The organism is Streptomyces sp. B6B3 (assembly GCF_039871525.1).
Taxonomy (GTDB): Bacteria; Actinomycetota; Actinomycetes; order Streptomycetales; family Streptomycetaceae; genus Streptomyces.
Genome location: NZ_JBDPLU010000025.1, coordinates 48,937 through 69,574 on the forward strand (window position 1 = coordinate 48,937; position 20,638 = coordinate 69,574).

15 protein-coding genes are annotated in these 20,638 nt (G+C 73.4%); 7 read left to right on the forward strand and 8 right to left on the reverse strand.

Annotated elements, in window-relative coordinates; translation table 11 throughout:
• Positions 1-6: 6 nt before the first annotated feature.
• Together ABGB06_RS33960 and ABGB06_RS33965 are read right to left on the reverse strand one after the other, a co-directional pair.
• On the reverse strand, positions 7-1,257 hold the full coding sequence (locus ABGB06_RS33960; protein WP_347597474.1) for a methionine adenosyltransferase: 1,251 nt from the start codon (positions 1,255-1,257) through the stop codon (positions 7-9).
• A gap of 46 nt (positions 1,258-1,303) precedes the next feature.
• Entirely contained in the window at positions 1,304-4,939 is a 3,636-nt protein-coding gene (locus ABGB06_RS33965) for an ABC transporter ATP-binding protein (RefSeq protein WP_347597477.1), read from the reverse strand.
• Between the two features lie 127 nt (positions 4,940-5,066).
• On the opposite strand from ABGB06_RS33965, the gene ABGB06_RS33970 reads away from it, so the two are divergent.
• From ABGB06_RS33970 to ABGB06_RS33995, 6 genes are read left to right on the forward strand one after another with little or no spacing between them, the layout of a single operon-like run.
• Positions 5,067-5,996 carry a methyltransferase domain-containing protein gene (locus tag ABGB06_RS33970; protein ID WP_347597480.1) on the forward strand — a complete coding sequence of 310 codons (930 nt, stop codon included), beginning with the start codon at positions 5,067-5,069 and terminating at the stop codon, positions 5,994-5,996.
• Positions 5,993-6,964 (forward strand): TauD/TfdA family dioxygenase, encoded by a 972-nt coding sequence (locus tag ABGB06_RS33975; protein WP_347597483.1) that lies wholly within the window; start codon positions 5,993-5,995, stop codon positions 6,962-6,964. Before ABGB06_RS33970 ends, ABGB06_RS33975 begins: the two co-directional genes overlap by 4 nt.
• 13 nt (positions 6,965-6,977) lie before the next feature.
• Positions 6,978-8,015 carry a MupA/Atu3671 family FMN-dependent luciferase-like monooxygenase gene (locus ABGB06_RS33980; RefSeq protein ID WP_347597486.1) on the forward strand — a complete coding sequence of 346 codons (1,038 nt, stop codon included), beginning with the start codon at positions 6,978-6,980 and terminating at the stop codon, positions 8,013-8,015.
• Positions 8,012-9,862, forward strand: a complete 1,851-nt coding sequence (locus ABGB06_RS33985) for a non-ribosomal peptide synthetase (RefSeq protein ID WP_347597489.1) — start codon at positions 8,012-8,014, stop codon at positions 9,860-9,862. Before ABGB06_RS33980 ends, ABGB06_RS33985 begins: the two co-directional genes overlap by 4 nt.
• Positions 9,863-9,890: 28 nt before the next feature.
• Entirely contained in the window at positions 9,891-11,171 is a 1,281-nt protein-coding gene (locus ABGB06_RS33990; protein ID WP_347597492.1) for a condensation domain-containing protein, read from the forward strand.
• A 21-nt stretch (positions 11,172-11,192) separates the two neighbouring features.
• Positions 11,193-11,942: a response regulator transcription factor gene (locus ABGB06_RS33995; RefSeq protein WP_347597495.1), complete on the forward strand. Its 750-nt coding sequence runs from the start codon at positions 11,193-11,195 to the stop codon at positions 11,940-11,942.
• Here ABGB06_RS33995 and ABGB06_RS34000 read toward each other — a convergent pair.
• From ABGB06_RS34000 to ABGB06_RS34020, 5 genes are all read right to left on the reverse strand, one after another.
• Positions 11,917-12,660, reverse strand: coding sequence for a methyltransferase domain-containing protein (locus tag ABGB06_RS34000; RefSeq protein WP_347597497.1), 744 nt, complete (start codon positions 12,658-12,660; stop codon positions 11,917-11,919). The two genes, ABGB06_RS33995 and ABGB06_RS34000, sit on opposite strands and share 26 nt — an antisense overlap.
• Positions 12,661-12,793: 133 nt before the next feature.
• On the reverse strand, positions 12,794-15,793 hold the full coding sequence (locus ABGB06_RS34005) for a tetratricopeptide repeat protein (RefSeq protein WP_347597500.1): 3,000 nt from the start codon (positions 15,791-15,793) through the stop codon (positions 12,794-12,796).
• 76 nt (positions 15,794-15,869) lie between these two features.
• Positions 15,870-16,520 (reverse strand): response regulator transcription factor, encoded by a 651-nt coding sequence (locus tag ABGB06_RS34010; protein WP_347597503.1) that lies wholly within the window; start codon positions 16,518-16,520, stop codon positions 15,870-15,872.
• On the reverse strand, positions 16,505-17,767 hold the full coding sequence (locus tag ABGB06_RS34015) for a sensor domain-containing protein (protein WP_347597506.1): 1,263 nt from the start codon (positions 17,765-17,767) through the stop codon (positions 16,505-16,507). Before ABGB06_RS34015 ends, ABGB06_RS34010 begins: the two co-directional genes overlap by 16 nt.
• Positions 17,757-18,551 carry a type II CAAX endopeptidase family protein gene (locus ABGB06_RS34020; RefSeq protein WP_347597509.1) on the reverse strand — a complete coding sequence of 265 codons (795 nt, stop codon included), beginning with the start codon at positions 18,549-18,551 and terminating at the stop codon, positions 17,757-17,759. Before ABGB06_RS34020 ends, ABGB06_RS34015 begins: the two co-directional genes overlap by 11 nt.
• 242 nt (positions 18,552-18,793) lie before the next feature.
• Here ABGB06_RS34020 and ABGB06_RS34025 point away from each other — a divergent pair, with 242 nt between their 5' ends.
• On the forward strand, positions 18,794-19,216 hold the full coding sequence (locus ABGB06_RS34025; protein ID WP_347597512.1) for a peptidase inhibitor family I36 protein: 423 nt from the start codon (positions 18,794-18,796) through the stop codon (positions 19,214-19,216).
• A 55-nt stretch (positions 19,217-19,271) separates the two neighbouring features.
• On the opposite strand, the gene ABGB06_RS34030 is transcribed toward ABGB06_RS34025, so the two are convergent.
• Positions 19,272-20,633 carry a DUF6055 domain-containing protein gene (locus ABGB06_RS34030; protein ID WP_347597515.1) on the reverse strand — a complete coding sequence of 454 codons (1,362 nt, stop codon included), beginning with the start codon at positions 20,631-20,633 and terminating at the stop codon, positions 19,272-19,274.
• Positions 20,634-20,638 lie beyond the last annotated feature (5 nt).

Below are 20,638 nucleotides of genomic sequence, written 5' to 3' on the forward strand. Positions count from 1 at the left end.
CGCCCCTCAGGCAAGTCGCACGCCCGCCGACACCAGTTCGTCGGTCAGCCCGGGGAAGTCGTCGAGGGTTTCCATGACGATCGCCTGCACCTTGTCGAGCGAGACGGTGGTGTCGGCGAGCCGGACCAGGATCCGCCACGGCCGGTCGAGGCGCTGGCCGGTGGCGCTGACCAGGTGCACCTCGGCGTACGAGCCCGTCTCGTCCGCGAGACGCTCGGCGATGCGGTTGGCCGCCAGGTTGTAGAGCTTGCCGACGTGGTACACCGGGTTCTTGCCGTTGGCGCCCTCCAGGTTCATGGGGCGGAGCGGCGTGATCAGCCCGTTGACCCGGTTTCCCCGTCCCACGACGCCCTCGTCGCCCGACTCGATCGAACTGCCGGTGAGCGTGAGGTACAGCTCGTCCTTCTCCGGGATGTCCCGGGCGTTGAGGCGGAACGAGGTGCGCAGTCCTGGCAGCAGGCGATCGGCGAACAGCTGGCACTCGGCGAGCACCGTCTCCCGGTTCGCCAGGTAGGCGGCCCGGGACGGCACGTGCGCCGACTTCTGCGGCACCGCGAGGACGATGTCCGCCCGGTCCTCGTCGGCGTAGCCCATCAGCTTGACGTCCGTGCCGCACCAGGGATGGGCCCGGGTGAACTCACTGTCCCCCGAGAGGTGGTTGACCAGGGCCGTCGTGAACGACTCCAACGGGTTCAGCGGCGCCCATCCGGTGCCCAGCGACGTGTCGTTCGCCAGGACGGTCCGCCGCTCCCTGAGGTCCTCGATGGAGCGGGGCGCGAACCACCGGGTCCGGTCGCCGTCCCGGCCGTCGGTGACGACCGCCCCCGGGCTCGGGTTCTGCGTCACGTTGAGGTCGATGCGCAGCCTGCCGTCGAGTTCGGGCAGCCGCTCCGCGAAGAAGCCGCGCACGGCCTCCTCGACCAGCGAGCGCACGGGGACGTCGGCGTCGCCGCACCGGAACGCGGCGCGGCCGTTCACCAGCACGCGCACCGGGTCCCGCATCGCGCCGCCCCCGTAGCGGACCTCGCACGAGCCGCCGAGCAGCGCGAGCTTGTCGAAGTTGTGGTGCAGCACCGCCCCGAAGTGCTGCCGGGTGTACTGGCTGTAGACCCGGGACAGCCGTTCGGCCAAGTGGTCGGCCAGCGTGTCCGGATGCCCCAACCCCTTGCGTTCCACAAGGGAGAAGACATCCGGCGCGGCGCCTCCCACTTCGATGACCATGTGGCTGCCGTCGAGGAAACTCTCCGTTCGGTTCACCGTGGCTCCTGACCGTTTCGTGGTGGTGGTTTGTCAGCTGATGCCGTCACGCCGCGGCCATGGCCCGCGCCCGCCACAGCCGGGCGTAGGGGCCGTCGGCCAGCAGCAGGTCCTCGTGCCGCCCCTGCTCGGCGATGCGCCCGTCCTCGATGACCACGACGCGGTCCGCCGCGGCGGCGGCCGACAGGCGGTGCGCGACGATGACCGTCGTCCGGTCCCTGGCCAGCCGAAGCAGGGCTCGGGTGACCGTCCGCTCCGTGAGCGGGTCCAGGGCCGCGGTCCCCTCGTCGATCAGCAGCACGTCGGGGTCGATGAGCTGGGCCCTGGCCAACGCGACGAGCTGCCGCTGCCCGGCGGAGAGGTTGCTTCCGCCGGCGGCGACGCGGTAGTCGTAGCCGTCCGGGAGGGCGCTGAGCACGGCGTGGGCCCCGATGGCCGTGGCCGCGGCCTCGATCTCGTCGCGGGTCGCCGCCGCCCGACCGTAGGCGATGTTGTCGCCGACGGTGCCGGGGAAGAGGAACGTCTCCTGCGGCACCATGCCCAGCCGGCGGCGGTATCCCCTCAGGTCCACGTCCCGCACGTCGAGGCCGTCGGCGCGCACGGCCCCGGAGTCCGCGTCGTAGAACCTGGCCAGCAGCTTGACGAGGGTGGACTTGCCCGCGCCCGTCTTCCCGGCGAGGACCACCGTCTGCCCCGGCTGGATCGAGAGGCTGACCTCGCCCAGCACCGGGGTCGCGGTCCCCGGATAGGCGAAGTGCACCCGGTCCAGCGCGAGCCGGCCGGCCAGCCGCGCCGGCGACGGCGCGGGACGGGACGGCGGCGGCGGGTTCTCGCGCGTCCGCAGGAAGGCGTCCACCCGGCGCAGGCTCACCGAGGTGCGTTGCAGCCCCTCGAAGAACTCCGCCAGGTTCTGCACGGACGACAGGAAGACGCCGATGTACAGGAGGAACGCCGCCAGCGTGCCGACGGTCATGGCGCCCTCGCCGATCCAGTGCGCCGCCAGGGCGATCACGACCAGCGTGGTCACGTCGGTGACCAGCCGCGTGCAGGTCAGATAGGTGGCCGACTGCCGCTGCGCCCGCAGGCTGGCGGCCATGAACTCCTCGCCCAGCCGCGTGAACCGCTCGGTGGACCGGCGCTCGGATCCGCTGAGCTGGGTGAGCCGCAGGCCGCCGATGTGCTCGTGCAGCGCCCCTGAGAGGTCGGCCGTCCGGCTCCTGGCGTCGTTCAGCGCGGCCGTCGACCGCGACCGGTACAGGAGGGTGGCGAGCAGCAGGAGCGGCTGGGCGGCCAGCATGACCATCCCGAGCCGGGGGTCCACCGCGAGCAGCAGACCGCTGGCGCCCACCGCCCAGAGCAGGCTGGACAGTCCGTTGGACAGGTCCGCCTGCAGGAAGGCGGCGAGCGTGTCGACGTCCACGGTCATCCGGGTCATCACCCGCCCCGAGCCCTCGCGTTCGTAGACGTCGAGGCCGACTCGCTGGGACTTCGTGAAGACGTGCACCCGGACCGATCTGAGCAGCAGTTCGCCGGTCCGCCCGGTCACCCGGATCTGCGCCAGGGAGAGCAGGAAGCCGCCGAACACCACGACCAGTCCGCACAGCGAGGCGACGGCGATGACCCCGAGGTCCCGGTCCTGGATGCCGGCGTCTATGCCCGCCCGGATGACCAGGGGCAGCGCGAGCATGCAGCACGAGGCGAGCACGACGAGGCCGAGGCCGAGGCCGATGCGCCGGGCCAGCGGGGACAGCAGCGGGCGGAGGCTCGCCGCCGGCTCCGCGTCCGGGTTCGCGTCCGGGGCCGGGCCCGGCGCCGCGTCTCGGTCCGGGACAGGGGCGGACTCCGCGGCCGGCGGCGGGACGGGCACGGCGGCCGCGGCCGGGACGGCCCGCACCGCCCGTGCCACGGCTTCCGGATCGGCCGGATCCTCCGGCTCCAGCGGCGCGGCGGACGCGGCGACCAGGGCCCGGACCAGCGGGGAGCGGGCCTCGACCTCCGGCAGCGTCCCGACGTCGGTGACGCGCCCCTGGTCGAGGACGGCGACCCGGTCCGCGAGGGCCAGCGCGGAGCCCCGTTGGGTGATGATGAGCGTCGTCGTGCCGGGGAGGAACTTGCGCAGTGCGGCGAGGATGTCCGCCTCGGTGCGCGGGTCCACGGCCGCGGTCACGTCGTCGAGCAGCAGCACCCGGGGCGCGGCCAGCAGCGTCCTGGCGAGGGCGATGCGTTGCCGCTGACCGCCGGACAGGGTGTGCCCGGCCTCGCCGACGACGGTGTCGTACCCGTCGGGCAGGCGCCCGACGAACTCGTCCGCCTGGGCCACCCGGGCGGCCGCGACGATGTCCTCCTCGGCGGCGTCGGGGCGCCCGTGGACCAGGTTGGCCCGCACCGTGTCGGCGAAGAGGAAGCTGTCCTGCGCGACGACGCCGACCGTGTCCCGCAACGACTCCAGCGTCAGCTCCCGGACGTCGCGCTCCCCGACGAGGACCGCGCCCCGCGTCGCGTCGTAGTGGCGCGTCAGCAGCGGCGACAGCGTCGACTTCCCGGCGCCGGAGGGGCCGACCACGGCCAGGATCTCGCCGGGTCGCACGGTCAGGCTCAGCCCGTCGAGCGCGGGCCGTCCCGATCCGTAGCCGAAGCCGACGTCCGCGAAACGCACGCCGACCGGGCCGGCGTCGACCGGAACGGCGTCCGGCGCCTCGACGACGCGGGGGCGGGTGTCGACCAGCTGGAAGACCCGTTCGGCGGCCGCCGAGCACTGCTGCACCGTGGGAATCAGTCCCGCCAGCATCCGGACCGGCCCCGCCATCAGCGCCAGATACGAGCTGAAGGCCAGGAAGGTGCCCACCGAGATCGTGCCCCGCACCGCCATGCCGCCGCCCACGGCCAACACCGCGACCTGCGCGAACGCGGACACCGAGCCGAGCAACGGGCCGAAGACGCTGCGCGCCCTGACCAGCCGCATCCGGTCGTCGAACAGCCGCCGGGCCAGGTCCCCCACCGCGGTCTGGTGCCGGCGTTCCTGGACGAACGCCTTCACCACCCGCACGCCGACCACCGCGCCGTTGATCTCCTCGGTGATCTCGGCGGTGCGGCGCTGCACCTGCTGTGCGGCGGCGGGCAACCGCCGGTGCGCCTGGCGGGTGACGAACCAGATCACCGGGCCGACGAGGAGCGCCACGCACGTCAACAGCGGGGACATGCTCAGCATGAAGCCGAGGGCCAGCGCGAACATCAGGAGGTGGCCCGCGGTGCTCGGCAGCTGCTCGACCAGGCCGTGCAGTCCCGACAGGTCCGAGGTGACGCGGCTGATCTCGTTCCCGGCCCGCAGCCGGGCCTGGGCGTGCCCGTCCGTGCCCATGAGCGAGCGGAACATGTCCGTCCGAAGATCGTGCTGGACCAGCAGCGAGAGCCGCCCGGACGCGGTCTTCTGGATCCAGGCGGCGACGAACCCGGCCGCGAGAACACCGCCCAGCACGGCGAGCACGGAGCCGAGGGAGCGGTGTCCGGCCACGATCACGTCGTCGACGACCACCCGTTGCAGCACCGGCACCACCGCGGTGGCCAGGGCGAGCACCAGCGAGGCGCCGCAGGCCACGACGAGTGCCGGTCGGCGACGCCACACGTAGCCGGCCAGCCGAGCGGTCCATCGCCCGGACGCGGGAGTCTCGGCCGACACGTGCACGTCGATCCCCTCCCGTCACCCGAGTGAAAGCGATTCCAGCCTGGCGGGGGCGAATTGGCGTTTCGCCAACCTTCCGGTGCTTGCATCGGTGGCCTGTCATCCCTCGTCCGCACGCCAGGTGGTGGTCATGCCGGGTAACACGAAAAGCCAGGTCAGTCGCGAGGTTTCACCGGACCGCTGGGCGCGGTGGGTGCTGGAACGCCGCTTCGGAGGCAACGAGCAGGCCCGCAGGAAGACCGACGCCTTCCTGGCCCCGATCCGCGCCCGCATCATGGCCCTGGCCGAGGTGCGTCCTGGCGACACCGTGCTGGACATCGCCTCCCGGGACGGCTACCTGGGGCTCGCGGCCCTGGAGAGCGTCGGGGACACGGGCACCGTCGTCTTCACGGAACGGTCGGCCGAACTGCTGGAGGCATGCCGGAAGAACGTCCAGGACGCCGGCCTGGCCCACCGCGCGGAGTTCCTGAGGCTGCAGCCCGACGATCTCTCCCCCGTCGGCAGCGGCGAGGTGGACGTCGTCCTGATGCGCTCCATCCTGAACTACGTGCCGGACCGGCAGCGGGCGTTGCGCGAGTATCACCGGGTGCTGCTGCCGGGCGGGCGTCTGTCGTTCATCCAGATGTTCCCCGGCCCGGTCGTGCCGGGAAGGCTGCTGGGTTATCGGACCGAGGGCGTGGATCATCTCGCCGCCCGGGTGCGCGACGTGCTGCTCGCCCACCGGCCCGACACCTACGCCGACTGGGACGAGCGGCAGCTGTTGACCTGGGTGGAGGCCGCCGGCTTCCGAACGATCAGCATGCTGCACGAGACGGAGATCAGCGACACGTCGGACTGGCCCCTCCCGGTGTGGGACGAGGCCAGGAAGATCGCGGCGGGCCCCGACCAGCCCACGCTGCAGGAGGCGATCGACGAGGCGCTGACCCCGGCCGAGGCGGCGGAGTTGATCGCCGTGCTGCGCGTCGAGGTGGAGGCGGGGCGGCGCGCGGTGCGCTTCCCGAGGACCTATGTCCGGGCGGTCCGCAGCCAGCCGGACGAGGACGGGGCGGGCAGCCGATGACGCCACCCACCCCGGACAGCGCGGCCCTCCGCCACGCCCCGGCGTGGCGCGGGGACGGCCTCTCCGAACCGACGCACTGGACCGTTCCGCTCGACGCCACCGCGGGCGAACTGCTGGTGCAGGCAACGCGGCGGCTGCGGCCCTCCCACGGCTGGCCCGAACCGCTGCGCCCCGAGGACTTCCCGGTGGAGCCGCAGGCGGCGTGGGCGACCCGGGTGCGGCGGCTGCTGCGGACGATCGGCTTCGCCGTGGTGGACGACTTCCCGGTGGCGGCCGTGGGCGGCGACGCCGACCTGACGCTGTGGTTGCTGGCCGGCCTCTTCGGCGAGCCGATACGGCAGAACATCGAGGGCCAGCGGGTGGACCGGGTCCGCAACGAGGGGCGGGCCACCGTGCGCGGCGCCAAGACCAACCGCGCCCTGGGCTTCCACACCGACTTCGCCAACGCCACCCCCGACGTCTTCGGGCTGCTGACGGTCAGGGAGGCGGCGGAGGGAGGAGAGTCGCTGCTGGCCAGCGGCCACCTGGCGTACCGGGCGCTGGCCGCCGAGGACCCGGAGTGCGTGGCGACGCTGGAGGGCGAGTTCCTCTTCGACCGCAGCGGCGACGTGCCGGAGAACGAGCCGCCGCTCGTGCCCTCCCCCGTCTTCCGCCGGTCCGGCGACGAGCTCCGCGTCCTCTACAACCGGGCCCGGATCCACCGCGGGCATCGCGCCGCCGGCCGGCCCCTCACCCGCCAGGAGACCCGGGCGTTCGACGCCCTGGACGCGCACCTCGCCGCGCCGGGGGTGGCGTTGCGCCATCGACTGCGCCGGGGGCAGGTGCTGTTCGTCAACAACCGATGGATGCTGCACAGCCGCACGGCCTTCACGGACGGGCCCGACTCCGGGCACCGGCGCGAACTGCTCCGGGTGTGGCTGCGGGCCGCGGCCCCGACCTCGGTCCAGACCCCGACCCCGGGCTCGTAGGAAGGCGACGGCCATGCACTTCAGCCTGATGTTCTTCGCCGCCGGTGGCTCCGGCCACCAGGACCACTACCGCCTGCTGTTGGAGGCCGCGCGCCGGGTGGACGACTCGCCGGTGACCGCGGTGTGGCTGCCCGAGCGGCACTTCACGGAGTTCGGCGGCCCCTACCCCAATCCCGCGGTGCTGGCCGCCGGCGTCGCCGTCGCCACCTCCCGGCTCCGGCTGCGGGCCGGCAGCGTCATCGCGCCGCTGCACGATCCGCTGCGGATCGCGGAGGAGTGGTCCGTCGTCGACCAGCTGTCCGGCGGCCGGGTGGAGTTGTCGTTCGGCTCCGGGTGGAACGTCAACGACTTCGTCCTCGCCCCGCAGGACTACGAGGCGAGGCGGGAGCTGACCTGGGAGCGCGTCGAGACGGTGCGCCGGCTCTGGCGGGGCGAGCGGCTGCCGCGCCGCAACGGCGCCGGGAACACCGTCGAGATCGGGTCGCTGCCGCGCCCGGTGCAGCCCGAGCTGCCGGTGTGGCTGACGGCGCAGTCGACCTCGACGTTCGCCCGGGCCGGCGCCGCCGGGCTGCCGGTGCTCACCAACCTGAACTTCAACTCGCCCACGGTCCTGGAGACCAACGCGAAGACGTACTGGGAGGAGGCCCGGGCCGCCGCCGACCGGGACCGCGCGGCCATCGCGCTGATGGTGCACACGTTCGTCGGCGCCGACGACGCGACGGCGCGGCAGGCGGTCGCCGACCCGCTGCGCGGCTATCTGCGGGCCAACCTGGACATGCGGGCGCGGTTCGCCGAGGGGAAGGCGAGCGGCCCGCCGGCGGCCACGGCGGTCGGCGAGGAGCAGGTGCGCGACATCATCGAACGCGGCGTCGGCCGGATCACCGACTGGGCCGGGCTGATCGGCGGTCCCGGGACGGTGGCCGACAGGGCCGCGTCCTTCGCCGAAAGCGGCGTCCAGGAACTGGCGTGCCTGATCGACTTCGGGGTGCCCGTGGACGAGGCCCTCGCGAGCGTTTCCCGGCTGTGCGACCTCGCGGAGCGGCTGTCATGACGCTGCGTCAGGACTACGGCGGCACCGCGGCGACCGCGGCCACCCTCGGGGAGCTGCTGCGGGTCCAGTCCCTCGCCCGCGGCCCGCACCCGGCGCTCCTCGACACGGGCGGGCGGCGCCTGACGTACGCCGAGCTGTACCGGCGGGTGGTGGCGCTCGGGGACGTCCTGCGGGGGCGCGGTATCGGCCGCGCGGACCGCGTGGCGCTCATGGTTCCCGACGGGTTCGACACGGCGGTGGCCACCCTGGCGGTGGCCGCGCACGCCGTCTGCCTGCCGGTGAACCCGACGCTGCGGGAGCCGGAGCTCCGGCGTCTCCTCGCCCGGGTGCGCCCCCGCGCGGTGGTCGTCGCCGCGGAGCGCTCGGTGGCCGGTCGGCTGGCCACGGACCTGGCGGCGGACCTGGGGGCGGAGGTGCTGACGCTCGCGGGACCGTCCGGGACCGTGCGCCCCGTCTCCCCGAGGACCGGGACAGCGGGTGGCGACCGCCGCGAGCCCGCCCCCGCCGCCGCCGGGGACGTCGCGTTCCTGCTCGCCACCTCCGGCACCACGGGGCGGTCCAAACTGGTGCCCCTGACCCACCGCAACGTGTTGGCCGGCGCGCGGGCCACGGTCAGCTGCTACGGGCTCGACGTGGCCGACCGGCGGCTCAACGTCATGCCGCTGTTCCACGTCCAGGGTCTGGTCGGCTCCCTCGTCGCCTCGCTCGCCGCGGGGTCCAGCATCGTGCTCGCCGAGGGTTTCCTCCCGGACCGGATGCCGGACTGGATCCGGCGGTGGGGGGTGACCTGGTACTCCGCCAGCCCGACCATGCACCGGCAGATCCTCGACCGCTTCGAGGGCCGACTCGACGACCTGGCGACCTCCGGACTGCGCTTCCTGCGCGCCGGTTCGGGACCGCTTCCTGAGTCGCTGCGGGAGCGGCTGGAGCGGAACTACCTGCTTCCCGTCGTCGAGTCCTACGGCATGACCGAGGCGCACCAGATCGCCTCCTCCCCGCTGGATCCCGGGCTCAGGCGGCCGGGCACCATCGGCCGCCCCACGGGTTCCGACGTGGCGATCCTGAGCGGGAACGGCGCCGGGCCCCTCGGCCTGAGCGAGGTCGGCGAGGTCGGTGAGGTCGTCATCCGTGGCGCCAACGTCATCGGCGGCTATCTGGACGATGCCGAGGCCAACCGTGTCTCCTTCGTCGACGGCTGGTTCCGCACGGGGGACCTGGGGAGCCTGGACGCGGACGGCTACCTCACGCTGCACGGCAGGATCAAGGAGATCATCAACCGCGGCGGCGAGAAGATCTCGCCCGCCGAGATCGACGAGGTGCTCGCCGACCATCCGTCCGTCGCCGACGCGGTGACGTTTCCGGTGCCGCACGACGTGCTCCAGGAGGACGTCGGCGTGGCCATCGTTCCCGGCGATCAGGAGCTTCGCGCGGAGGACGTCAGGAAGTACGCCGCGGAGCGCCTGGCGCCCTTCAAGGTGCCGCGCACGATCGTTTTCGTGGACGCCCTTCCCCGGGGCCGGGGCGGAAAGATCAACAGAAGGGACGTGGCGGAGAGCCTGGGGCAGGTCACCGCCGCCGAACAAGAGGAGGAGTCCGTCGTGACGACGTCGCATCCCCTGGAAGCCGCAGTGGCGGGGATCTGGCAGGACGTGCTGGCCCTGCCCTCCGTCGACCCCGAGGAGGACTTCTTCTTTCTCGGCGGCGACTCGCTGACCGGCGCCCAGATTCTGCACATGGTCCATCAGGCCTTCGAGGTCGAGCTCTCCCCGTACTCCATGTACGACGAGGCGCACACCGTTCGCGGAATGGCCCGCCTGATCCTTGCGGAGAAGTCGGAAACCGCCTGACGAGAACGGAGAAGGCTGAGAACGTTCGATGACAACCGTGCGATTCCGCGGTCTGCGCGCCCGGTCGGGGCCACTGACGGACGGCCAGGGCTACATCTGGAACGCGCTGCGCCGCCAGCCGCCGGAGGACCAACGGAGCCTGGCCGTGTCGGTGCACGTGCCGGAGGGGACCGCCCTGGCCCGCGTCACGTCGGCGCTCGTGGCGCTCGTGACCTGTCACGAGTCGCTCCGCACCCGGCTCGTCGCGGGACCGGCCGGCGAGACGCGGCAGGAGGTCGCCGGATCCGGCTCCCTGGCGATCGACCTCGCCACCATGGACGACACGGACGCCCCGACGGACGAGGATCCGGCGCGGACGTGGGGCGGTGGCGGGTTCGACCACACCACGGACTTCCCGCTGCGGACCACCGTCGTGCTGGCCGGGGACGAACCCCGCTGGATCGTCCTGACCGTCTCCCATCTGGCCACCGACGGGGCCGGCCTCCAGGTGCTGCACCGGCATCTGACCGCCCTGCTGCGCGGAGACGACCCGCCGGCGGGGCTGTCCCTCTCGTGTCGCCAGCCCCTGGACCAGGCCGCCTACGAGCGGACGCCGCGGGCCCGCGCGCGGGCGGAGCGGGCGCTCACGTACTGGAGGCGGCAGTTGGAGAGGTTCCCCGCCTTCCGCCTGCCGGCGCGGCGGCCCAGCGAGCCCCGCTTCTGGCGTGGCACCCTCACCTCCCCCGCCCTCGCGACGGCGATCCCCGCCCTCGCCCGACGCGTGGGCAGGACCGAGCGGTCGGTGGTCCTCTCGGCGGTGGCGGTCGCGTACGGCAGGTATCTCGACCAGGACTCCTGCGCGATCACCGTCATGTGCGGCAACCGCCACACCCCGGAGCTGCGGGACTCCGTCATGAACCTCCCGCAGCGCGTCCCCGTCGTCGTCGACCTGCGCGGCCCCTTCGCCCAGATCGCCGGGTCGGCACAGTCCGCGGTGCTCCGCGCCTACCAGCACGCCCAGTACCCGCCGGGGCGGGTCAGGGAGCTCATCGGGTCCGTCGCCGAAACCACCGGGCGCGACCTGGACACCGATACCGGATTCAACTCCGTGGGCCCCACCCGGAGCGGGCGCACCCCGGATGACACGCCACCACACCGTTCGTTCGCATGGGTGCACAAGAGCCATTCGGACATCGCACGCCTCAGGTTCTTCGACTATTTCGCCCCGAACGGCCTCTCGCTCTACACGGACACCGGCTTCGTCCCGCCGGATGATATCCGCGCGTTCCTGACCGACGTGGAGGAGATCATCCTGTCCCGCGCTTCCTGACGTTGTCGCCGCCCGCCCACGATGTCGATGATGGCGGCGGCGCTTTCGTCTCGCTTTCAAGCCCGCGAAACCGGTATGGGCCACACTTCCTGCCCACTGGCGGCAGACGCCCGGAAGGAAGTGTGCATTGGCATGAAAGCGGAGATCGTGGCGTGCGAGCCCGTGTTTCTCTACGGCCTGAAACATGCGCTTTCAGCGGCCGGCGCGGAGGTGATCCATGCGCGGAGGTCCGCCGCGCACGGACCCGACGCCCGAGCGGACGCGGTCCTGATACAACCGGAGGCCCTGCCGGCCGCCACCGCGCACGCCTATGTCCGGCGAGCCGTTCGACAGGCCGGCACCTTCGTCATCACGGCGGACGGGAACGAGCGGGGCCTGCGCTACTGGACGCGCATGGGCGTGCTCGGCGTCATCGACAAGGACTCGGACGTGCGGGTCTTCACCGAGGCCGTGCTGAGCATGGCGGCCCGGTCCTCGCCCGTTGTCGCACGGCCGCTCGGACCGACCGCGCCCCACGACCGGCCGGATGCCGGGGATCCGGCCCGCACCGCCCTGTCGGACCGGGAGTGTGAGGTCCTGCGCCTCATCTCCGAGGGGTTGACGCATCTGCAGGTCGGCCGGCAGCTGGGGATCAGCCACCACACGGTGGACACGTACGTGAAGCGGATCCGGGCGAAGCTGGGCCTGGGCAACAAGGCGGAGTTGGTGCGGGCCGCCCTGCTCGGTGACCTGGTCGGACGAGCCGTCAGCCGCGCAGCCGGAGTTGGATGAGGTAGTCGCTCCCGTGCCGCTCGACCGCGGCCACCACCCAGTCCGTGTCGGCGACGGTGGCCCGCACGTCGTCGGGGGTGGCGAGCAGATAGTCGAACCAGGGGGTGGCCAGCCGGCGGTCCCGGTAGCGCATGCGGAGCTGGCCAGGTAGCCGGCCGCGTCGCCGGTTCCGCTCCTGGTAGGCCAGATGGTCGGGGTCCGTGCTGCTCGGGTCCTGGGTGCACGCGAGCACCTGGGCTCCCGGGGCGGCGAGGCGGGCCAGGCGCGCGAGCACGGCCCGCCCCTGCTCGTGTCCCCCCAGCAGTCCGAGGTTGTTCCCGAGCATGACCACCGTGTCGAAGGTGCCGATGTCCCGCGCGTCGAGCACCGCGGCCTCGACGACCTCCACCCCGCGGGCCCGGGCCACGGCCGCCGCGCCGCTCGACGGCTCCAACCCGAGGACGTCATGGCCGTTCTTCGTCAGGAAGACGGCATGCCGGCCGGGACCGCATCCCACGTCGAGGATCCGGCCCTCGACGCGCTCGCACGCCAGGCGCTCCACCTGCTTCCACTCCGCGGGGTCCGGGCCGAACAGCCGGACCATGTCCATCGCGTGCAGATGGCCGTCGTCGCGTTCGACGATCTCGTGGCTGACTCCCGGGCGCATGCCCGACGTCCAGCAACGCATCGCGGCCGTCCCGAAGGCGTCACCGATGATGACGGGGGGATCCTCACTCATGGTTCTCCTTCGAGCGCGAAGGACGGGGGCTGCCCGGTGGCGGGTCAACGGTAGGCCACGGCGGGCACGGGACGCCTGTCCCCTCTTTTGGTGAGTCCCTCACGGCTCCCTCACCGCTCGTTTGGTGAGTCCCTCACCGCTCGGGCGACTCCAGGCGTGCCCGTGTCCGGGCCGCGTGGGGGAGGCCGAGGGCCTCGTAGTGCTCGAGGGCCCGGCGCCAGTGGTCACGCGCCCGGTCGTGTTCGCCGAGCCCGGCGTGCACCTCGGCGATGCCCGCGTGCGCGTGGCCCTGTTCCTCGCCGTGGCCCTTCTCCGCCACGGTCAGGGACTCTCCGTAGAGGCGCAGCGCCTCGGCCGGGTGGCCGGCGCCGGTGTGGGTGCGAGCCAGCGCGTTGAGCGCCGTGGCGATCTTCTTCGTGTCGCCCACGGCGCGGGTGAGCTCCAGCGCCTGGTCGTGCAGGCTCAGCGCCTCCCTGTCGTCGCCCGCCTTCTGGCGAAGGGCGCCGAGCACCCGCAGGCAGACCGCTTCGATCACCCGGAAGCCCGTCTCACGGGACAGGGCCAGGGCCCGGTTGGCGTGCTCGAGCGCCTCCTCGTCGCGCCCGGTGAACAGGTACAGCTCGGACAGGTACCCGAGCGCGTAGGACACGTTGGGCCGGTCGCCGTTGTCCCGGAAGAGGACGAAGGCGCCCTCCAGGTGCCCGATGGCCTCCTCGTACCTGCCGAGGGCCCGCAGGTTCTCCGAGAGGTTCACCATGATCGCGCAGTGGAACTGCCAGCCGCCGAGCCGCCCCATGGCCAGCGCCTTCTCGAGGTGCCGGGTCGACGCCGACAGGTCGCCCTTCCGGGTGCAGAGGACCCCGAGGTTGTTGAGCGCGGCGGCCTGCAGCAGCGGCTCCCCCACTTGCTCGTAGATGGCCAGCGCCCGTTCCAGGTGGTCCGTCGCGGGGGCGTCGTCGCCCACCCCGCTCATGAGGCCGCCGAGCACGCGTCGCGCGTTCGCCTCCGCGAGCGCGTCGCCGACCGTGAGCGCCCCCCGGAGCGCCCGGGCGTACAGCGTGATCGCCTCGTCGTAGTACCCGCCGATCTTCACGAACCGCCACAGCGTCTCCGACAGCAGGACGACGAAGGTCGGTTCGCCCTCGACCGTGACCTCCAGCAGGTTGGCCCATTCGGCGCCCAGCCAGCGCCAGGCCTGCTCGTAGCCCGTGAACGGCGGCGCCTCGCCCGGCCACGCCGGCACCCGCGGCCGGCGCGGGTACTCGTGGGTCGCGATCCGGTCCATCGCGATCGAGGCGGTGAACAGGTAGTAGCCGCGCAGCCGGACCAGCGCCGCGGCGCGCCCGTCGGCGCTGTCCGTGTGCGCGGCCAGATCGGCGGCGTAGGCGCGCAGCAGGTCGTGCGCCTGGTACCGGCCCCCGGAGACCTGGTCGACCAGATGCGCCCGCAGCAGCACCTGCAGCGCCCGCCGGGTCTGCCGCAGCCCGTCGTCGGCCAGGGCCGCGACGGCGTAGGCATCGGTGTCGTGCCCGGGGTGCACGCCCAGCAGCCGGAACACCCGGGCCACGGCCGGGTCCAGCCGCTGGTAGGACCAGGAGAACACCGCGCGCACCGCCGTGTGCGGGTCGCCCTCGACGTCCAACGCGTCCAGCGCCTCCTGCTGGTCGGCGAGCTCGCCGACCAGATCGGCGACGCCGCGCCCCGGCTGGGCCCTGATGCGCTCGGCGGCGATCCGCAACGCCAGGGGCAGCCGGGCGCACCGCTCGATCAGCGCGTCCCTCGCCTCCGGCTCGCCCGCCACCCGCTCGCCGAGCAGTTCGTGGAGCAGGCGGCGTGCTTCCCCGGGGGTGAGCCGGTCCAGGACGATGCGGCGGGCGCCGTCCCGGGCCACCAGCCCGGCCAGCGCGTCCCGGCTGGTCACCAGCGCGAAGCAGGTCGGGCTGCCCGGCAGCAGCGGCCGCACCTGCTCCACGCTGTGGGCGTTGTCCAGGACCACCAGCATCCGCCGCCCGTCCACCAGCGTGCGGAACCGCGCGGCCCGCTCGGCCAGGTCCTGCGGCATCGCCGCGCCCTCCAGCCCCAGCGCGCGCAGGAACGCCCCCAGCGCGTCCTCGGGCGTCACCGGCCGGTCGGGACCGTAGCCGCGCAGGTCGACGTAGAACTGACCGTCGGGGAACCGCTCCCGCACCCGATGCGCCCAGCGCACCACCAACGCCGTCTTCCCCACCCCGGCCGTGCCGGTCACCGCCGTCACCACCACGGGTCCGGTGCCCGCGCCGCTGACCGAGAGCAGCCCGTCCAGCTCCGCCAACTCCCCCTCCCGGCCGACGAACCCGGCCACGTCCCCGGGCAGCTGGGCGGGCAACGCCGCCTCCGGCCGGCGCTCCCCGCCGACCTCCACGGGCTCACCGCCCAGGATCCGCCGCTCCACCTCGCGCAGCTCGGGTCCCGGCTCCAGGCCCAGTTCCTCGACGAGTCGCCGCCGTGCCACCCGATAGGCCGCCAGCGCCTCGTCCCGCCGCCCCGACCGGTACAGGGCGACCATCAGCAGCCCGTGCAGCCGCTCCCGGAGGGGATGGTCGCGTACCAGCTCGGCCAATTCCCCGACGACGTCCGCGCTCGGCCCGCACGCCAGCTCGGCCCGGTACAGCGTCTCGTAGGCGGCCAGCCGGCGCTCGGTCAACCGGTTCGACCAGTCGGCCACCAGCGGGACGTCCACCTCCGCCAACGGGGCCCGGGTGGTCCGCCACAGCCGCAGCGCACGGCGGAGCACCTCGGCCGCCCGCTCCGGATCCTCGTCGGCGAGTCGCTCCCCCTCGGTCACCAGCGTCTCGAAGCGCTCCGCGTCCAACTCCCCCGGCAACAACCGCAGCCGGTACCCGTTCTGGTCGAAGGACAGCCGGTCCCCGTCGCCCAGCACCGACCGCAGCCGGTGCACGTGGAGGTGCAGCCGCTGCACGGCCCGCTCGTCCGGCTGGTCCCCCCACAGCGCGTCCGTCAGCACGTCGACCGACACCGCCTGGTTGGCCCGGGCCAGCAGAACGCCCAGCAGCACCTGCCGCAGCGGGCCCGACACCGCCTCGATCTCGCCGTCCCGCCTGATCTCCAGGGCGCCCAGTACCAGAATCTCCACGTCTCTCCGCTCCTCCGCGGTCCAACCCCCTCCCCCGGCCCCGCTCGACCCGGCCCCACCCCACCTGGTGCCGCGGCTAGCGTTTGAGATACGCCAGTACGGCCAGCACCCTGCGATTGGCGTCCGCCGAGGGCGCTATCCGCAGCTTGTCGAAGACGCTCGCGGTGTGCTTGGCGACGGCGCTCTCGCTGATGTGCAGGCCGCCGGCGATCGCGGCGTTCGACCTGCCCTCGGCCATCAGCTCGAGCACGTCGCGCTCGCGCCGCGTCAGGGTGCCGATCGTGCCCCGGGCGTCGCCGCGGGACAGCAGCCTGGAGATCACCTGGGGGTCCATCACCGTGCCCCCGGCCGCGACCCGGCGGACCGCGTCGACGAACTGCTCCGTGTTGGTGACCCGGTCCTTCAGCAGGTAGCCGACGGCGCCCTCGCCCCCGGCCAGCAGCTCGTTGGCGTAGAGCTGCTCGACGTACTGGGACAGCACGAGGACGGGCAGCCCGGGACGCCGGCGGCGGGCCTGGAGGGCGACCCGCAGGCCCTCGTCGGTGAAGGTCGGCGGCAGCCGGACGTCGACCACGGCGGCGTCGGGCGCCGCGTCCCCCTCGGCGAGCAGCGCGCGCAGCAGCGAAGGCCCGTTGTCCACCGCCACGACCTCGCAGCCGTGCTCCTCCAGCGTGCGGGTGAGTCCGTCCCGCAGCAGGAAGAGGTCTTCGGCTAGGACAACGCGCATGGGATCTCCATTGTCACGGTGGTCGGCCCGCCCGGCGGACTGCGCAGGTCGAGGGTTCCGTCGAAGGTATCCAACCGGCGCCGCACGCCGGCCAGTCCCGTGCCCCGGGAGACGTCGGCGCCGCCCCGCCCGTCGTCGGTCACGGCGAACCGCAGCAGCGCGTCCCGGTGCGTGAGCGCGACGCGGAGCTCGCGGGCGCCGGAGTGTTTCGCCGCGTTCGTCAACGCCTCGCTCAGCGCGAAGTAGGCGGCGGCCTCGACCGGCGCCGGGGGCCGGCCCGTCAGCCGATCCTCGACGTGGACGTCGAGGGCGGGGAAGCTGTCGAGCGCCAGGGACCGGACGGCGTCGCCCAGGCCCCGGTCGGTGAGCACCGGCGGGTGGATGCCGTGGACCAGGTCGCGCAGGTCGGCGAGCGCCCGCTCGGACGTGCCGCGGACGTCCAGCAGCAGTTCCCTGGCGGTCCCCGGATCCGTCTCCAGCAGGCGGGTGGCGCGGTCCAGCGTCATGCCGAGGGCCACGAGCCGGGCCTGCGCGCCGTCGTGCAGGTCCCGTTCGATGCGGCGCAGTTCGGCGGCCTGGATGTCCAGGGCCCGGGTGCGGGTGTCGGTCAGCCGCGCCACCCGGCGGGCGAGCCGGGTGGCGCGCGGCGCGGCCAGCAGCCACCGGCTCCACCGGGCGTGCAGGCGCAGGAGGACCGGGGCCAGCAGCAGGCCGGTGACCGCGAGGGCCAGGCCCAGCAGCAGCGCCGCGAGCATGGCCGCCGTGCTGCTCACGGGGATGAACGCGTACCAGTTGCCGTCGTCGAGGAGTCGCCAGACGAACGGCTGCACCAGCGCGCCGAACGCCCCGTACTCGACGAGCGCGAGGGGCACCGCGACCAGCAGCCCGCCGACCCCCGGCTCCAGCCAGGCCCAGACCACGTCGCGCCAGAAGCCGTCGTCCCCGAGGATCGCGCCGGCCCGCCGCGGGCCGCTCGCGGCGCGGTCCCGGCCGGGCAGCGGCTCCGGCGGGTCGACGGGGACGCCGCTCCACCGGTCGGCGCGCGAGCGGGCGATGTCGGACATCGCCCGCAGGGCGCGCGCGGCGGGCGGCAGCAGCCAGAGGCCGACGCCGACGGGCACCAGCAGCAGGGCGAGCACCACGAGCGCGCCGACCGCCGGCACCGCGAGGGCGTGCAGGCTCGCCAGCTGGCACCTGCCGAGCGCGATGCCGGCGCGGGCGGCGGCTGGGCGTGGCTTATCGGACATCTTTCAGGACCGCGGGAATCCTAGCCGGTGCCCCGCCAGGGCGGCTCGCCCACGTCCACACCACCGCCGCGGCCAGGCACGACGCGCCGAACAGCGCCATCGGCAGCACCGCGCCCGACTCCTCGTCCATGAACAGCAGCATGCCGAGGTTGATCAGGGCGTGGAAACCGCCCGCGAGCGGCAGCCTGCGCTCCCCCATCCCCTCCAGCGCCCACCCCAGCACGACCGACATGGACACGGCCGCCAGCAGGAACGCCGCGGCGTACACCGGATGTTCGGCGAGGACGGGGACGTGCCACAGGCCCCACGCCGCGCCCACCGCGACCGACGCCCCCAGCGGGCCGAACCGGGTGCGCAGCAACGGCTGCAGGAAGCAGCGCCAGCCGACCTCCTCGGCGCACGCCCCGACCAGCTGCGCCCAGGCGATCAGCGCGAACGGGGCGGCGGTGCCCGCCACCCGCGTGTCCCCGGCCAGCGCGGCGTACGCCGCCGCGCTGGCGACGATGATCAACGGCGCCGTGGCGACCAGCAGCGCCGGGCGGCCGCCGCCGGCCCGGCCGGGCGGCTCCGCGGCGCCGGTGAGCAGCGCCCGTACCCGGTCCGGCCACAGCAGGGCGGCCAGCCCGACGCCGAGGGCGGGCCCGAACTGGGTGAGCTCGATGACCTCGCCGGGTATCCGCGTCACGGGCTGGACGGCACCCAGCACCCCGGCGGCCAGGAAGGCCACGACGAGGAACAGGACCAGCGCCCCGACGTCCTTCGATGACATTCGCTTGTCTCGCATGCCCACGACGATCCCGCCGCCCGGCCACGAGGCCATTGCACCTGTCTGCCGGGCGGGGTGTACCCAGGTACACCCCCCGCGCCGGTTGGGGGGCCGGCACGCGGAAAGCGGCAGCTGGGCCCGGGGATAGCGGCTCGGCGAAGAGGGCAGAAAGGCTGGGTGACAACGGCCCGCGCGCGGCGGGCGGTTCCGGTGGCCGGAGCCCGCCGCGGCGCGGGTCCTGATGACGAAGGCGGTTCGGCATGAGCAGGGTGACAGCGATGAGGAAGAAGCTCTCCGTACTGGTCGTGGCGGTGGGCGCCGCGTTCGCCACCGTGGCGCCGGTGTCCACGGCGCACGCGGCCGAGGGCTACGACCGGTGCCCCGACGGCTCCTACTGCATGTTCTCGGGCCTCGACGGGACCGGCGACATGATCACCCTCAGCGCCGACACCCCGGACCTCGCGGCGCTCGGCATGGACGACCGGGCGAAGTCCGACTGGAACCGGACGTCCTCCACCATCTACCTCTGGTCCGACGCGAACTACACCGGCTGCACGGCCGTGACCTCGTCGGGACCGACGGGCAAGGGCAACTTCTTCTCCGACTACCGGGACTTCTTCAGCTCGGTGCAGTTCGACGGTCCCGGCGGTCTGAGCTGCGGCACGCCGCCCGGCGAGGGCTGAGCGACCACGGTCGGCCCGCCGCGTGGTGCGGCGGGCCGACGCGCGTTCTCGCCCGTTACGCCGGGGAGGCGCCCTGAATGGTGAGCCGGTAGGGGAACGGGTCCCCGACGCCGACCTCCCACATCGGGTAGTTGCGGTGCTGCGAGGGGGTGGCCGCCACGACGAGCATCAGGTGCGTCTCGCCGCTCTGCAGGCTGAAGTTCGCCGTCTGGCCGGGCGCGAACGTGTCGCTGTACCGGACGGAGAAGTCGGACGACACCGCCGCCAGGCGGAACCGCCAGTCGGCGCCGGAGAGGCTGGACTGGCCCTGCAGCCCGACGGTCACCTGGCCGCCGCTCGGGTTCAGCTGGATGACGTTGTGCCCGTACTGGTGCGGGGCGTCGCTGCTGGCGATCTGGTACTGGCCGCCGCCGAGGCTCTGCAGGGGGTCGGTGTGCAGCGGGCGGTATCCCCCGCTGCGCCACAGGTCGCTGCGGATCTCGGCGCCGTCGGACCAGTCGTAGACGACCTGCCGGGACGTGTACTCGGCGATCAGCGAGGCGAACTCCTGGTGGTCGAGGGCGAGGACCCGCTTGATGGTGTCGATCGGGTGCTCGCCCTGTCGGGCCTCGTACCAGAGCCGGTCGACGGCCTCGGCCCCGTAGAGGTCCCGGATGGTGTTGAACAGCATCCAGTCGCCGTAGTAGGTCTCCTGGGACAGCCACCGCCGGTGCTGGCGGTCGACGTAGTAGCCGGAGCCGACGACCACCTCGGGGCGCATCATGCGGGCCATGTAGTTGGCGTGGGCCTCCCAGACCGGCCCGGACACCGGGTTGCCGGCGCCCCAGCCGCCGCCGTTGCCGTTGGCGATGTTGATGTCGACGGCGTAGTTCTGGAGGACGTGGTTGAACTCGTGCGACTCGACCCAGTCGTCCCAGATCTTGTCGTAGGGCAGGCAGATGTGGCCCAGCCCGATGTCGTCGGGCCCCGCCCAGTTGGCGGGGGGCAGGAAGCCGCCCGACCAGCTCCCGCACAGGTAGACGTTGATCTTGTACTGGGATCCGACCGGGTGGTCGGCGGGATCGACGAACCCGACCTCGTTGACGTAGTAGTCGTAGATGTCGTCCATGTGGTCCGCCACCCACTGCGGGTAGTTGTCGAGACCACGGTTCTGCCGTCCCCAGGCGACGACGTCGACCGCGTCGCCCCAGCGGACGGCGAAGTGCTCGGACTCGGCGACGTTCCCGGTCTCGGCGCCGGCGTCGGTGATGAACCGCGGGATCCGCGTCTGTTTCGCCGCCCGGGTCTGCGGGTCGGAGACCGCGCTGGCCGAGCCAGCCGGGCCCGCGAGCACGAGCGCCGTGGCGAACGCGGCGAAGAGCGCGAGGCCGCGCCGCCGCAGGGTCCGTAGGCCGGATCTGTGCGAACGTCGGAACATGGGAC

Excerpts from the sequence above, each read along its gene's own strand:
- ABGB06_RS33970 (WP_347597480.1), top strand. The coding sequence starts at position 5,067 with ATGCCGGGTAACACGAAAAGCCAGGTCAGTCGCGAGGTTTCACCGGAC.
- ABGB06_RS33975 (WP_347597483.1), top strand. The coding sequence starts at position 5,993 with ATGACGCCACCCACCCCGGACAGCGCGGCCCTCCGCCACGCCCCGGCG.
- ABGB06_RS33980 (WP_347597486.1), top strand. The coding sequence starts at position 6,978 with ATGCACTTCAGCCTGATGTTCTTCGCCGCCGGTGGCTCCGGCCACCAG.
- ABGB06_RS33985 (WP_347597489.1), top strand. The coding sequence starts at position 8,012 with ATGACGCTGCGTCAGGACTACGGCGGCACCGCGGCGACCGCGGCCACC.
- ABGB06_RS33990 (WP_347597492.1), top strand. The coding sequence starts at position 9,891 with ATGACAACCGTGCGATTCCGCGGTCTGCGCGCCCGGTCGGGGCCACTG.
- ABGB06_RS33995 (WP_347597495.1), top strand. The coding sequence starts at position 11,193 with ATGTCGATGATGGCGGCGGCGCTTTCGTCTCGCTTTCAAGCCCGCGAA.
- ABGB06_RS34000 (WP_347597497.1), bottom strand. The coding sequence starts at position 12,660 with ATGAGTGAGGATCCCCCCGTCATCATCGGTGACGCCTTCGGGACGGCC.
- ABGB06_RS34010 (WP_347597503.1), bottom strand. The coding sequence starts at position 16,520 with ATGCGCGTTGTCCTAGCCGAAGACCTCTTCCTGCTGCGGGACGGACTC.
- ABGB06_RS34015 (WP_347597506.1), bottom strand. The coding sequence starts at position 17,767 with ATGTCCGATAAGCCACGCCCAGCCGCCGCCCGCGCCGGCATCGCGCTC.
- ABGB06_RS34020 (WP_347597509.1), bottom strand. The coding sequence starts at position 18,551 with ATGCGAGACAAGCGAATGTCATCGAAGGACGTCGGGGCGCTGGTCCTG.
- ABGB06_RS34025 (WP_347597512.1), top strand. The coding sequence starts at position 18,794 with ATGAGCAGGGTGACAGCGATGAGGAAGAAGCTCTCCGTACTGGTCGTG.
- ABGB06_RS34030 (WP_347597515.1), bottom strand. The coding sequence starts at position 20,633 with ATGTTCCGACGTTCGCACAGATCCGGCCTACGGACCCTGCGGCGGCGC.